Genomic DNA, 13,873 nt, shown 5'->3' on the forward strand with positions numbered 1-13,873 from the left:
GAGGTGAATAAAGTGAGTGTGAACACTTTTAAAGGCGGAAAACATATCCACGACTTTAAAGAGTTAACTAATTCGAAACCTATAAATTTCGGTTTTGTACCTAAGGTAGTAACTATACCTCTATCACAACACTCGGGTGCACCCGCTACTTGTTTGGTTAGTAAAAATGATTTGGTAAAAGTTGGGCAAAAGATTGGTGAAGCTTCAGCTTTTATTTCTGCAAATGTCCATTCAAGTGTTAGCGGTAAGGTAAAATCTATTGATGAGATTATGACTGCAACAGGTGTTATGTGTCAAGGAATAACTATCGAAAATGACGGTTTAGATGAATTGGGATATGAAGAAAAGAATTTAACTATTGATGAAGTAAGCGCGACGGACATAATAGACGCCATAAAAGAAGCCGGAATTGTCGGACTTGGAGGCGCAGGATTTCCTACTCATGTTAAATTAACAGCTAGAGAAGGACAGATTACAGATTACATAATAATAAACTGCGCTGAATGTGAGCCATATTTAACTAGTGATCAACTTATGATGGAATTATATCCTGAAAAAGTTGTTATGGGTCTTTTACTTGCAATGAAGGCAATGGGAGCAAAAAAAGGTATTTTAGGTATTGAAGATAATAAACCGCTTGCTATTGATAAGTTGAAAGAAGCATCAAAGTCTTATCCTGAGGTAACTGTAAGTGTTGTAAAGACTAAATATCCTCAAGGAGATCAAAAAAGACTTATCCAAGCTACAACAGGAATAATTGTACCTTCAGGAGCTTCTACTTCAGCAGTTGGCATAAGAGTAATAAATGCTAATACTGCAATTGCAATTAATGATGCTGTTTTACATGGTAAGCCACTATATGAAAAATTGGTTACTATGACTGGACATGCACTAAAAGAACCACAAAATGTTATGGTTAGAGTAGGATCAAAAGTTTCCGATATTGTAGAGTTTATTGGAGGATATGAAAGTGAACCCGGAAAAATTATTTCAGGTGGACCAATGATGGGTGAAACACAATATACTCCTAATGTAACTACAGGTAAAGCTATGGGTGGATTACTTTTTATGACTCAAGAGGAAAGCGCACCTAAAGCTGTAAGTCCTTGTATCAGATGTGGAAGATGTGTTGATATTTGTCCTGTGTACTTACAGCCTTTGTATTTACAGCTATATACTTTGAAAAATAGAATTGACGAGGCGGAAAAATTACATTTAATGGATTGTATTGAATGTGGTTCCTGCTCATATATTTGTCCGTCAAACAGACCTTTAGTTGAAACTATCAGACTTGGAAAAGCTGAAGTAAGAAAACAAGGTAAAGGAAAGAGAGCATAAGGAGGGTACTATGGAAGAAAAAGATTTAAAAGTTGAAGTCCCTTCTGAATTAGAAAATGGAACGGACATTGAGATAAAAGAAAACGAAGTCGTAACTGAAAATGTTGAAGAAGTAAAAGAAGTTGAAAATGAAAATATTGAAACAGCTTCGACTACTGAAGAAACAAAATCAGAAAGACCTGTTAGAGAAAGAAGAGAAAGAGCTCCCAGAGAGCCTAGGGAAAGAACTGAAAGACCTGCAAGGGAAAGAAGAACAAGAGTTGCATCAGAAGAAGAAATACCAGCTTCTGAAACAACAGAAAATGCTGAAATGGGTGAAGAGGTAAAAACCGAAAGACCTGTAAGAGAAAGACGTGAAAGAACTCCTAGAGAAGCAAGAGAACCTAGAGAAAGAGCGGAACGTCCTTCAAGAGAAAGAAGAGAGAGAACTACCGGAACTGATGATTCTTCAGAAGAAAGACCTTCAAGAGAAAGAAGGGAAAGACCTGCAAGGGGTGGACGTGCTGAAGAACCTCAAATTAAATTATTTGTTGGGTCATCTCCTCATTTAAGAAGTGAAGCAACCGTAAGTACAGTTATGAGAGATGTTGTTATCGCTTTGATACCGACATTACTTGCCGGAATTTATTTCTTTGGCATTAGAGCATTATTGGTTACATTGGTATCAATAGCATTTGCAGTGGGTTCTGAATACATTTACGAAAAATTGACACATAAACCTATTACTATTAAAGATTTTTCTGCAGTAATTACCGGAATGCTTATTGCTTTTAACGTACCGGTTACAATTCCTTATTGGATGGTTGCACTTGGAAGTATATTTGCTATTATAATCGTTAAACAATTATACGGTGGACTTGGAATGAACTTTATGAACCCTGCACTTGCTGCAAGAGCTGCATTAATGGCATCATTCCCAACAGCAATGTCAAATTATGTTGCACCTAATTCAGGAATTTCAAATTTGATAAATTCCTCAACTTATTCTTCATTAGATGCTGCAACTTATGCGACACCTTTATCAAAGGGAACTCAAGTAAATTTTCTTGAAGCATTTATAGGTGTAAGAGGGGGTTGTATCGGAGAAGTTTCAACTATATGTTTATTGATTGGAGCAGGATATTTATTGTATAGAGGTGTTATTCAGCTTAGAATTCCACTTGTATTTATATCTACAACTGCAGTTGTTTTAGCTCTTACAGGAACTCCTGTGGCAAATTTACCGGTTCAACTTTTAATGGGTGGACTTATATTAGGGGCATTTTTTATGGCTACTGATTATGTATCAGCTCCTGTTAATAGAAAAGCTCAAATATTTTTTGCTATGGGTTGTGGTATTATAACTGCACTCATAAGGAACTTTGGTAGTTTACCGGAAGGGGTAAGTTATTCAATTCTATTTATGAATATCTTTACACCACTTTTAGAAAAATATTGTGTCCCTAAAGTTTTTGGAGAAGGGAGAGTTAAAAAGTAATGAAAGAAACTATTAAATTGACAGTCAGATTGTTTTTAATTACTGCAATTGCAGGTTTCGTTCTTGCATTTGCAAACAGTTTTACTTCTCCGGTTATTAAAGCAAGAGAAAAGGCTCAATATGAGTCAGCCTTAAAAGAAGTTTTTGCTGAAGCTGATAAGTTTGAAACTGTTGAAGAAGGAAAACTTAATACAATAAAAACAAAGATAAAAAATATAGAAAAAATAGAAGTTGCGAAGAAATCAGATAAAACTGTAGGGTATGTTTTTAAGACTTTAGGAAAAAATGGCTATGGTGGAGATATTTCAATGCTTATGGCTATAAATACAGAAAATAAAACGATAGTTGGTTTTAAAGTTTTAAAACATAGTGAAACACCTGGTCTTGGAAGTAGAGTAACGACTGAAGAATACGCAAAAAGCGTTGTAGGAAATAAAGTTACTGAACATCTAGTTAAAAATTTACATCCGGATGCAGACAATGATATTCAAGCAATAACTGGAACAACAATAAGTGTTAATGCAGTTCTAAACGGATTAAATGCTGCAATAGATGCATTACAAGAACTTGAAAAGTAGGAGGGATAATATGAAATTAAAAAAGATTTTCTTTGATGGTATATTTTCAAATAACCCTGTACTTGTTCAACTTGTTGGTATGTGTTCTGTATTAGCTGTAACAACAAGTGTTGTAAATGCGATAGGTATGGGATCATCAGTAATATTTGTAGTAACTTGTTCAAATATTGTAATTTCCAGCCTTAGAAAATTTATTCCGGATAAAGTTAGAATTCCGGCTTATGTAGTAATTATAGCCACATTTGTAACATTGGTACAAATGTTCTTGGCAGCATATATACCTGCTCTTTACGATAGTTTGGGATTATTTATACCACTTATAGTAGTAAACTGTTTAATCCTTGCGAGAGCAGAGTCTTTTGCATCAAAGAATACAGTTTTTTCATCAATGGTGGATGGAATTGGGCAAGGAGTTGGCTTTACTTTTGCATTGGTTGTACTAGCAAGTGTTCGTGAAGTTTTAGGTAATGGAACTTGGCTTGGTTTTCCAATTCTTGGAAAAAATTATGTAAGTATCGGTGTTATTACACAAGCTCCGGGAGCATTTATTATTCTTGGACTTTTAGTAGCAGGGTTTAATATGTTAAGTAAAAAAGTTAGTGCTAAAAAAGAAGGGGGTAACTAATGGCTACAATATTAAAAATTTTAGTTGCATCAATTTTAGTAAATAACTATGTTTTAGGACAATTCTTGGGAATTTGTCCGTTGATTGGTGTATCAAATAAAGTTGAAACTGCATTTGGTATGGGTATGGCAGTTACATTCGTAATTACAATTTCAAGTGCTGTAACTTGGGTAATTCAAAAGACATTATTGGATACTTTAGGTCTTGAATATTTACAAACAATCGTGTTTATACTTGTAATAGCAACTTTAGTACAATTTGTTGAAATGGTACTTAAAAAAATGAGTCCAAATCTTTATAATGCTTTAGGAGTTTTCCTACCACTTATAACAACAAACTGTGTAGTTTTAGGTGTTGCAATTACAAATATACAAAAAGAATATAATTTGTTAGAAACAATATTTAATGGTTTAGGAGCATCACTTGGATTTTTATTAGCCATTGTTTGTTTGGCTTCTATAAGAGAAAAGTTGGAATTGACAGAAGTTCCTAAAAATCTTGAAGGAGTTCCTCTTACATTAATTACCATTGGACTTATGTCTCTGGCATTTTATGGATTTGCGGGATTAGTATAGAGGTGAGATTATGAATGAAATAATGATACCGGTTTTGTTACTTAGTATTTTAGGTATTTTATTTGCATTGATACTTGCATTTGCTTCAAAAGTATTTTTTGTAAAAGTAGATGAAAAAGTTATACAAGTTAGAAACGAATTGCCTGGAGCAAACTGTGGTGCTTGTGGATTTCCGGGTTGTGATGGTCTTGCAAAAGCCATTGCAGAAGGAACTGCGGGAATAAATGCTTGTCCTGTCGGAGGAGCTGACTTGGTAGAAAGACTTGCAAAACTTTTAGGCACAGAAGCAGGGGATGTTCAAAGAATGGTAGCTTGTGTAATGTGTCAAGGAGATAAGGATTTTGCAAAGGAAAAATACATATATACCGGCATTAGAGATTGTAGGGTAAACAACTCAATGCAAGGAGGAAGTAAGACTTGTGCCTATGGATGTTTAGGATGTGGGACTTGTCAAGATGTTTGTGGATTTAATGCAATAGAAATGATAAATGGAATTGCGGTTGTAAATAAAGAAAATTGTACAGCTTGTAATAAATGTATAGAAATTTGTCCAAAGAATTTAATTGATTTGGTTCCTTATGAACAAACGGTTATGGTAAAATGTAAGAGTTTTGCAGCTGGAAATGTTGTTAAAAATGCTTGTAAAGTTGGATGTATTGGATGTAAAATGTGTGCAAGAGTTTATCCGGAAGCATTTGTTATTGAAAACAATTTAGCTGTTGTAAATTATAAACAAGGTTTAGATGAAGAATTACTTTTACAAGCTGCAGATAAATGCCCTACAAATGCAATTCATCCTGGGTTATTAAAGAAAATGGCTGAAAAAGTAAATGAAGTAGCATAACTTAAGAGCGAGATTATTCGCTCTTTTTTTGTTGTTGTCTCTAGTTTTTTTATAAAAAAACTTGACTTGAAAACATTTCCATATTATAATATTTCTAAGGTATTAATTTATCTATTTTATGATATGTTAGGGGGAATTAGATATGAAATCATATTCTACAGAAAAGATTAGAAATCTTGCATTAGTTGGACATAGTGCCAGTGGTAAGACTTCAGTTTGTGAGGCATTACTTTATAAAACAGGCAATTTGAAAAGACTTGGTAAGGTTGAGGACGGAAATACCGTAACTGACTTTGATAAAGAAGAAATTTCAAGAGGAGTTTCTATTTCAACTGCTGTTGCACCTGTTGAATGGAAAGACTTTAAGATAAATTTAATTGACACTCCGGGATATTTTGATTTTAGTGGGGAAGTTTATAGTTCTCTTAGAGCTTCAGAAGCCGCTTTAGTTGTTTTAGATGCACAAAATGGTATTGAAGTTGGAGCTGAAAAAGTTTTAAAATATACTGAAAGTATTGAATTACCTAGAATTATCTTTGTAAATAAAATGGATAAAGAAAATGTAAACTTTGCAAAAGTAGTTAGTGATTTACACATAGCTTTTGGCAAAAAAGTTATTCCATTTACACTTGCACTTGGCGAAGGTGAAAATTTTAAAGGTATTATTGACGTTTTAAATAAAAAAGCTTATGAATATGATGGATTTGAAAGAAAAGAAGTTGAAATCCCTGAAATAAGAGTTGAAGAAGTAAATCATGTTTATGATACAATAGTAGAAGTTGTAGCAGAAACTGACGATGAACTTATGGAAAAATTCTTTGAAGGAGAAGAATTTAGCCATGAAGAGTTTATGAAGGGTGTAACAAGTGCATTGTTAAACGGTTCTGCTGTTCCTTTAATTTGTGGTTCTGCTACTACAGGAGCCGGAATAGATATGTTGCTTGATATTATCACTGACTATATGCCTGCTCCAAATGATGAAAGAGCAAAAAGAGGTTTTAGAAATGAAGATGATAATGTAAGAAAGATTGATGTGAATGAACCTTTCTCAGCAGTTGTTTTCAAAACTGTTGTTGACCCATTCGTTGGAAGAATATCAATATTTAAAGTTATGAGTGGAAAAATTACTAGAGATACAGAAATTTTTAACTCAACCAAAGATGAGATGGATAAGGCTGCAGGACTTTTCTTCTTAAGAGGAAAAACTCAAATAGAAGCATCTGAAATAGTTGCCGGGGATATTGGAGCTGTTTCAAAACTTAATTTAACTGAAACAGGAGATACTATTTGTGATAAGCAAAATAAAACTCTTTATAAGAAGATTAAATATCCAAAACCAAATCTTTATTTTGCAATAGAACCTAAATCTAAAAATGATGAAGATAAGATTTCCCAAGCTCTTCATAAATTACATGAAGAGGATCCAAGTTTCGTATCTGAAAGAAATGTAGAAACTAAACAACATTTGATAGGTGGGCAAGGAAATGTTCAACTTCAAATAGTTTTAGATAAACTTAAAAATGTTTATGGTGTAGAAACTAATATTATTCCTTTAAGAATTGCTTATAGAGAAACTATTAAAGGAAAGTCTGATGTTCAAGGAAAACATAAAAAACAATCCGGTGGAGCTGGTCAATACGGAGATGTATTTATGAGATTTGAACCTACAACAGAAGAATTTGAATTTACAGAAGAAGTTTTTGGAGGAGCTGTTCCTAGAAATTACTTCCCTGCAGTTGAAAAAGGTATTAGAGATAGTCTTGAAAAAGGGATTTTAGCGGGATATCCTGTTGTGAATGTTAAGGCAACTCTTTATGATGGTTCATATCACCCTGTTGATTCTAATGAAATGGCATTTAAAATTGCTGCTTCTCTAGCATTTAAGAAAGGAATGGAACAAGCACATCCTGTTTTACTTGAACCTATAATGAAAGTTGAAGTTAGAATTCCTGAAAGCTATATGGGAGATGTAATGGGAGACTTAAATAAGAGAAGAGGAAAAGTTTTAGGCATGGAAATGCTTGAGGATGGAACTCAACTTGTTATCGGAGAAGCACCACATTCTGAACTTTTTGAATATGCTATAGATTTAAGATCAATGACTCAAGCAAGAGGGGATTTCTCAATGGAATTTGATAGATATGAAGAAGTTCCTGCAAATATTGCTGAAAAGATTATAGAAGAGTCAAAGATAGAAAAATAGATAATTATAAGAACCCAACCCTTCCACGATGCTTCACATCTGGAGGGTTATCGGGAACCTTGTTGTTTCACAATAAATCCCATCCTTAAAAATTTAAGGATGGGTTTTTGTTAAAATAAATTTTACATAATTAGGAGTAAACAAATGCGAAATGAAAGATTACCTGCAGAAGAGAGAAAATGGCAGATAAGATATAGTGCTAAGGACGTTTTTCTTCGTAAGGGATTTCATAATACAACTATGGAGGATGTCATTGCAAATAGTGGCATGAGTAAGGGTGGAGTCTATAGATATTATAAAAATACTACAGATATGCTCTATGATTTAATGGAAGATGGTTGTGAATATAGATTCGAAATAGTTGATCATTTTTTGTCAGTAAATAAAAATTTAGATAAATACGATATTATATCTGAAGTTATTGTGGACAAAATTTTGGATGATAATGAACTTTCTAAAGTTTATACTATATTTCTTCAAGAAAAGCAATACGATGAAAATTTAGAAAAGTTATTCCAGAAGTTGAAAGAAGAAACTTTTATCTATTTGAATAAACTTTTTAAAAAAATTGGTTTAGATTTCAATTACGATGAGTATGATTTTTTAACAGATTTTATGAATAGTCTTATTTTAGGAAGAGATATCTTAAAGGTAAAAAGTAAATTTATAAAGAATAGAGCGATAATAAAAAATGTTATAATAGAATATTTAAAAATTTTGAAAGGGTAGTTTGACTACTCTTTTTTTGTGGAGTAATAGGAAAATTAGAAATTATTAAATTTAAAATGTTTAAAAAAATACATTATTACAATTTTGTAATATTATTTTTGGAAGAAATTTTTAATAAAATATTATAATTTTAACTTTATCAAAAATTTAACGAAATTTTTTAATAAAAATTCTTTGAGTAAATATAGTATCTATTTTAATAATATAACGTTTTATATCCATATTAATTAATTTATACTTTGATTTAGTTTTTACACTTTTATATAAGATAAACTATAAACAATTTTAGATATTGATTAAATGTAGCATGCTGATATTTATAATTGTAAAAAACAAATTATAGATATTTATCTGGCTACAGTATACAATTTTTTTATTATCAACTTTATGATAAAATAATAAAAAAATCAAGGAGGATATATATGAACCAAAAAATGTTAAAAAAATTTCTAGTTGGTTTACTAGCATTTAATATTTTTACTACAACAGCTTTTTCTACACAAGGAAATGATAGTAAAATTACATATGCACAAGAAAAACAAGATTTTACTTTTGTTGTTTCAGACCAAAACGGTCCTATTATGAATAAGGACTTTACTTTTGAGATTCTAAACGAAAAGGGTGAAATTACAGAAGTACAAAGTATGATGTCTATGCTGAATTTAAAACTTTCAGACGGCAAATATACTATAAGATTAAAAGATGCTGAATATACTATGAAAGATGTAAGTTTCACAGTAACAGATGGGGAAATTCCTAATTATGATAGTATTGTAAACTTAATGCTTACAAAGAAAAAAGTTGAAGAAAAAGCAAAAGAAAATTCTTTTACTATTATTCTAACTACTCAAAACGGGGATAAGAAAGATGTCGTAATGGGCAATTATGAGTTTGAAATTTATAATCAAGAAACAGGAAAGTTAGTTACAACAGCAACTTCTGATAAATCAATGTTAAATTTAAAGCTTCCTGATGGAATTTATACATTAAAACTTAAGGAAAATAATGATTACACAATGAAAGATGTAAGATTGGATGTATATGAAGATGATGGCTCTTACACTATTGATGAAAAAGAATCTATGGAGCTGAATTTAGTTAAAATTACATCTGAACCTGAAAAACCGGAAAATGAAGAAGCTAAAGGCTCCAAAGAAGTTTTAGTTAGAGTATTATTTGAAGGCAAACCTAAAGTTGATTTTAAAGTCGGTTTAATGGAATTTAATCCAATACCTAATATTATTCAACAAGGTTCAACAAATGAAAAAGGTGAAGTTAAATTCAGCGGTTTTAAGGGCAATGTTAAATACCAATTAAGACTTAGAAGTACAGATAAAACAATGACTTTTGAAACTGAAGTTTTTGAATTTACTACAAATGAAAAGGGTATGATTACAAAAATCAATGATAAAGAAGTAAATAGTGTGGAAGATGCTATAGTTGAATTTAGAGGATCTCATAAAGATTCTGAAAAATTTGATACTTTTCCTGTTGAATTTTATGCTAAATATAAAGACGGAACACCTGCAAAGGGAGTAGAGTTCTCTATAAACAGACTTTCTCCAAGATTATCTTCATACAGAAAAGCAAAATCAGATGAAAATGGAAAAGTTGTTTTTATGCTTGAAGGAGAAGCTCCAAAAGATGCTTCTTTTGGAAGATTATATAATATTACAATTTCAAAAATGGAAATGTTTAAACATAAATCTGTTCCTTTCGGTATGGATTTTACTGTTGATGACAAAGGAAATATAAAAGTTATAAGTGTTGAAAGAGAAATAGACGACAAGGAAACAGATACTTCAAATCCTGATAAATATAATAAGACATTTACTCTTGAAAAAGTAGATAGAACACAAATTTATAATGATTTTAAAGCAATTTATGAAAAGGCTGTTGAATACTTGAAAAATACTAAATTTGAAAGTGGCAAAGATGCAGATAAGGCAAAAAAAGATTTGGAAAATGTAATTGATGCTTCAAAGATAGAATTGGAAGAAACTATTCCGGAATATGCTCTTAAAAAGATTGAAGAATTAAATACTGCAATGGATAATTTGAAAAAATTTGAAATTAAAGATGAAGAGCCAAGCAAACCTGAAGAACCGGGTAATCAAAATAATCCAAATATGCCCGGAGACTCAAATCAACCTGACGAAAAAGTAAATAAGATTGTAAACGGCGAAGAAAAAGTTACTGTTGAAGGCGATGGTTTAAATGCTAAATTAAAGCTGATTGTTAAGAGATTGGATAAAAACACGGTTGATGCTTTAAAAAATAAAAATGCGGATTTGTTTGATATTTTCTTCACTCTTAAAAATAATACTGAAAAAATGCCAAACCAAAATTATAAGGTAACATTAGAAAAACGAAAAGGTGAAAGAGTTAAGGAAGTTTGTTATGTAAATGAAGATGGGAAATTGGAAAAGCTTGAATTTACACAAGATGATAAAAATGTTACATTTACAACTACTCACTTCTCAAAATACTCTATTGTATATGAAAACAAAAAAGAAGTTAAAAAGGAAGTTAAAAAATCACAAAAATTACCTAGAACTTCTATTGCAGGAATAAGTTTAGCTGTTCCGACATTACTTTTCGGAGCAATGATTGCTATAAATAAAAAGAGAAATAAATAGTTAATTTAAAAATCTCAAAGTTAAGGCTTTGGGATTTTTTCATTGACATAAAAATTTTTATCGGTTATAATTTGTTTTAATTGATTTGAAATTTTAGATAAGAGAGAGATTTATGAGAGATATTGAAGTTAATATAAATGATTCTGGGCAAAGAATTGACAGATTTTTAAAAAAATATTTGAATAATGCAAGTACTTCTATGATTCAAAAATTTTTGAGAACAAAAAAGATAAAAGTTAATAGGAAAAAGGTTGATTCAAACTATATTTTAGCTGAAAATGATGTAATCAATATTTTTATTTATGAAGAAGAACTGGAAAAACTGATTGTTTCAAAGTCAAAGAAATATTCATATTCTAAAAAACTTGATATTGTTTATGAAGATGAAAATATTATTGTTATGAATAAACCTAAAAATTTATTGTCACATGCATCTTCTAAAGAAGATTATGGAAATAATTTGGTGGATTTTATGATTGGATATTTACTTGAAAAGGGAGATTATAATCCAAGAGCTGAAAAGACTTTTGTTCCTGCAATAATTAACAGATTGGATAGAAATACTTCAGGTCTTATTATAGGAGCTAAAAATTCAAAGGCTATTAGAGAGTTAAATAGATTAAAAGAAAATTCAATAGAAAAATATTATAAGACTATTGTAAGTGGAAAAGTTAAGAAAAATTTTGTAATTAATGAAAAGCTTGAAAAAGACGAAGAAAAAAATAAATCTACTATTTCTAAAAACGGTAAAGACTCAATAACAGAAGTTTATGTCGAAAAAAATAATGATGATTTTAGCCTACTAAAAATAAAACTTATAACTGGAAGAACACATCAGATTAGAAGTCATTTAAGCAGTAAGGGTTTTTATATTATTGGCGATATTAAATATGGAAATGCAGAAGTTAATAAGTTTTTTAGAGATAATTTTGATTTAAGAAGCCAATTTTTACATGCTGAAACAATAATTTTTAGAAATATTGATGGGGATTTAAGTTATCTTAATGATAAAGAATTTTTTGCTCCTATGGATGAAATTTATAAAAATATAATCAGAAAAATATTTTGATAAAAAGTTAAATAACTTTTTTAGTGGGTATATTTTTCCTATCAGAACGTTAGGAGAGATGATTATGAAAATTATAATTGATGAAAAAGCAAAGAATTTTTTAAACAAAAAAAGCAACAGTGTTATCACTGTTGATGTTAAAGGTTGTAGTTCCTGAAGTGGAATTGTTTTAAAACCAATGGCTTCATTAGGTAAACCTTTAAATGTAGATAAGTACACATTAGAAAATGTAGATGGAATTGATGTGTATCTTATGAACGGTATAAAAGCAGTCAATGATACTGTTACTGTTTCAACTATAAGTTTTCTTTTTATGGAAAATTTAGTAGTTAATGGAATAATTGTTTAAAAAGACTGTTAATTCAGTCTTTTTGTTTGGAGGGATTTTTATTAAAGTTGTTATAAATAATAATGCAAAAAAACTTTTAAAAGAAAATCAAAGAGATATAATAGTTGAACTAAAAGGTTGGAGTAACTGAAATTGTTCAACTGAATTAAAACCGTCGGTTTCGATTGGTATACCAAAAAATACAAATGCTTTTGACTTTTTTGAGGTTGATGAATATAATGTATATGTAAGTAGAAAGATTTCTGAAGATGCATTTGTTGAAATATCTTCAGCAAATTTTTATGGTTTAGAATATTTAATAGCGATTATAAAATAATTATTATGTATGACCAATTTTAGAGATAAGGGTGATAATATGGCTAAAGATTTTAAATTGATTAAACCTACAATGGAATATGAAAAAGAAATACAAAATTTTAGAGAAGAATTTATAATAAATGGTGGAGATATGGACGGCTGTCTATCTTTAAGAAGAATGGAAAATATTTCTGACTGGATAAAACAGGTTGAAGATTTTTCCTCAGAAGATACCTGTCCAAAAGAATATGTTCCACAAACTCAGTTCATCTTTATCAGAGAAGAAGATAATAAAATAATAGGTGTTATTCAAATAAGACATTATCTAAACGAATTTTTTGAAAAATATGGTGGTCATATCGGATATTCAGTATGTCATTCTGAAAGAAAAAAAGGTTATGCAACTCTGATGTTAAAGGAAATTTTACCTATTTGTAAAGCAATGGGATTTGAAAAAATATTAATAACCTGTTTAAAAGAAAATGAAGCGAGTAAAAGAGTAATCATAAACAATGGAGGTATTTATGAATCTACTGTTTATGAGCCAAAAGATAAAGTTTATTTAGAGAGATATTGGATAGATTTGTCTGAAAAATAATCAGCATTTTTAGGAGTTAATAAATATGACAGATAAAATTAAAGATTATTGGGAAAATTTTTGTAAGGAAAAGAATATTTCTATGGATGCAAAATATGAAGCATGGAGTTTTGGAAATACTAAAGAAATGGCAGATGAGTTAGCAGATTTGGTCAATAAGGGAATCAAAACTGCTACAACTTCTGCATATGAGCTTTATGAAAATGATGAAGAAATTCCAAAAGTGGGTGAATACAATATTATTTTAGGTGGTTCAGGAGAACCAAAATGTATTACAATAACAAGAGAGGTATATATTTTAGCTTATAATTTAATATCTTTTAATCACGCTTGGCTCGAAGGTGAAGGCGATAGAAGTTATGAATATTGGAAAAAAGTTCATGATGAATATTTTAAGGAAGAATTTAAAAATTTAGGTAAAGATTTTTATGAACAAGCTCCTATGGTATGTGAAGTGTTTGAAAAAGTGTATTAGATAAAATATTACAAAAATAAGTTTTCTTCTATAATAAATTAATGTAAATTTAATTATATGATAAATTTTCTACTTGC

At 30.2% G+C, this 13,873-nt stretch carries 13 protein-coding genes and 1 pseudogene; all 14 read left to right on the forward strand.

The window, feature by feature from the left end; genetic code table 11:
- Nucleotides 1-12 precede the first annotated feature (12 nt).
- Nucleotides 13-1,338 carry an electron transport complex subunit RsxC gene (rsxC, locus tag ACMX2D_RS04300; protein ID WP_414971500.1) on the forward strand — a complete coding sequence of 442 codons (1,326 nt, stop codon included), beginning with the start codon at nucleotides 13-15 and terminating at the stop codon, nucleotides 1,336-1,338.
- 10 nt (nucleotides 1,339-1,348) lie between these two features.
- Nucleotides 1,349-2,815, forward strand: a complete 1,467-nt coding sequence (locus tag ACMX2D_RS04305; RefSeq protein WP_414972833.1) for an RnfABCDGE type electron transport complex subunit D — start codon at nucleotides 1,349-1,351, stop codon at nucleotides 2,813-2,815.
- Entirely contained in the window at nucleotides 2,815-3,393 is a 579-nt protein-coding gene (locus ACMX2D_RS04310) for an RnfABCDGE type electron transport complex subunit G (RefSeq protein WP_414972834.1), read from the forward strand. Before ACMX2D_RS04305 ends, ACMX2D_RS04310 begins: the two co-directional genes overlap by 1 nt.
- A 10-nt stretch (nucleotides 3,394-3,403) precedes the next feature.
- Nucleotides 3,404-4,018 carry an electron transport complex subunit RsxE gene (gene rsxE, locus ACMX2D_RS04315; protein ID WP_009448318.1) on the forward strand — a complete coding sequence of 205 codons (615 nt, stop codon included), beginning with the start codon at nucleotides 3,404-3,406 and terminating at the stop codon, nucleotides 4,016-4,018.
- On the forward strand, nucleotides 4,018-4,593 hold the full coding sequence (gene rsxA, locus ACMX2D_RS04320) for an electron transport complex subunit RsxA (protein ID WP_009447967.1): 576 nt from the start codon (nucleotides 4,018-4,020) through the stop codon (nucleotides 4,591-4,593). The genes rsxE and rsxA overlap by 1 nt, the downstream gene beginning before the upstream one ends.
- 10 nt (nucleotides 4,594-4,603) lie before the next feature.
- Nucleotides 4,604-5,437 (forward strand): RnfABCDGE type electron transport complex subunit B, encoded by an 834-nt coding sequence (locus ACMX2D_RS04325; protein ID WP_414971502.1) that lies wholly within the window; start codon nucleotides 4,604-4,606, stop codon nucleotides 5,435-5,437.
- A 142-nt stretch (nucleotides 5,438-5,579) separates the two neighbouring features.
- The gene (gene fusA, locus ACMX2D_RS04330; protein WP_414972835.1) at nucleotides 5,580-7,640 is read left to right on the forward strand and encodes an elongation factor G; all 2,061 of its coding nucleotides are present in this window, start codon (nucleotides 5,580-5,582) and stop codon (nucleotides 7,638-7,640) included.
- 144 nt (nucleotides 7,641-7,784) lie between these two features.
- Nucleotides 7,785-8,369: a TetR/AcrR family transcriptional regulator gene (locus tag ACMX2D_RS04335; RefSeq protein ID WP_414972836.1), complete on the forward strand. Its 585-nt coding sequence runs from the start codon at nucleotides 7,785-7,787 to the stop codon at nucleotides 8,367-8,369.
- Nucleotides 8,370-8,791: 422 nt separating this feature from the next.
- A complete protein-coding gene (locus ACMX2D_RS04340; RefSeq protein WP_414972837.1) occupies nucleotides 8,792-11,008 on the forward strand; it encodes a hypothetical protein in 2,217 nt (738 codons plus the stop codon).
- Between the two features lie 112 nt (nucleotides 11,009-11,120).
- On the forward strand, nucleotides 11,121-12,077 hold the full coding sequence (locus tag ACMX2D_RS04345) for an RluA family pseudouridine synthase (RefSeq protein WP_414972838.1): 957 nt from the start codon (nucleotides 11,121-11,123) through the stop codon (nucleotides 12,075-12,077).
- A 64-nt stretch (nucleotides 12,078-12,141) separates the two neighbouring features.
- Entirely contained in the window at nucleotides 12,142-12,426 is a 285-nt protein-coding gene (locus ACMX2D_RS04350; protein ID WP_414972839.1) for a CC/Se motif family (seleno)protein, read from the forward strand.
- A 157-nt stretch (nucleotides 12,427-12,583) separates the two neighbouring features.
- A pseudogene (locus ACMX2D_RS07185) lies at nucleotides 12,584-12,742 on the forward strand (hypothetical protein); the annotation flags it as partial.
- Between the two features lie 39 nt (nucleotides 12,743-12,781).
- Nucleotides 12,782-13,321: a GNAT family N-acetyltransferase gene (locus tag ACMX2D_RS04355; protein WP_414972840.1), complete on the forward strand. Its 540-nt coding sequence runs from the start codon at nucleotides 12,782-12,784 to the stop codon at nucleotides 13,319-13,321.
- A 25-nt stretch (nucleotides 13,322-13,346) separates the two neighbouring features.
- Nucleotides 13,347-13,796: an ASCH domain-containing protein gene (locus ACMX2D_RS04360; protein ID WP_414972841.1), complete on the forward strand. Its 450-nt coding sequence runs from the start codon at nucleotides 13,347-13,349 to the stop codon at nucleotides 13,794-13,796.
- Nucleotides 13,797-13,873: the final 77 nt, after the last annotated feature.

This window comes from Parvimonas oralis, assembly GCF_047608425.1.
Lineage (GTDB): Bacteria > Bacillota > Clostridia > Tissierellales > Peptoniphilaceae > Parvimonas.

What these genes read in the sequence shown, in the direction of transcription:
- ACMX2D_RS04305 (WP_414972833.1), top strand. Translation starts at nt 1,349, where the DNA reads ATGGAAGAAAAAGATTTAAAAGTTGAAGTCCCTTCTGAATTAGAAAAT.
- ACMX2D_RS04310 (WP_414972834.1), top strand. Translation starts at nt 2,815, where the DNA reads ATGAAAGAAACTATTAAATTGACAGTCAGATTGTTTTTAATTACTGCA.
- rsxE (WP_009448318.1), top strand. Translation starts at nt 3,404, where the DNA reads ATGAAATTAAAAAAGATTTTCTTTGATGGTATATTTTCAAATAACCCT.
- rsxA (WP_009447967.1), top strand. Translation starts at nt 4,018, where the DNA reads ATGGCTACAATATTAAAAATTTTAGTTGCATCAATTTTAGTAAATAAC.
- ACMX2D_RS04325 (WP_414971502.1), top strand. Translation starts at nt 4,604, where the DNA reads ATGAATGAAATAATGATACCGGTTTTGTTACTTAGTATTTTAGGTATT.
- fusA (WP_414972835.1), top strand. Translation starts at nt 5,580, where the DNA reads ATGAAATCATATTCTACAGAAAAGATTAGAAATCTTGCATTAGTTGGA.
- ACMX2D_RS04335 (WP_414972836.1), top strand. Translation starts at nt 7,785, where the DNA reads ATGCGAAATGAAAGATTACCTGCAGAAGAGAGAAAATGGCAGATAAGA.
- ACMX2D_RS04340 (WP_414972837.1), top strand. Translation starts at nt 8,792, where the DNA reads ATGAACCAAAAAATGTTAAAAAAATTTCTAGTTGGTTTACTAGCATTT.
- ACMX2D_RS04345 (WP_414972838.1), top strand. Translation starts at nt 11,121, where the DNA reads ATGAGAGATATTGAAGTTAATATAAATGATTCTGGGCAAAGAATTGAC.
- ACMX2D_RS04355 (WP_414972840.1), top strand. Translation starts at nt 12,782, where the DNA reads ATGGCTAAAGATTTTAAATTGATTAAACCTACAATGGAATATGAAAAA.
- ACMX2D_RS04360 (WP_414972841.1), top strand. Translation starts at nt 13,347, where the DNA reads ATGACAGATAAAATTAAAGATTATTGGGAAAATTTTTGTAAGGAAAAG.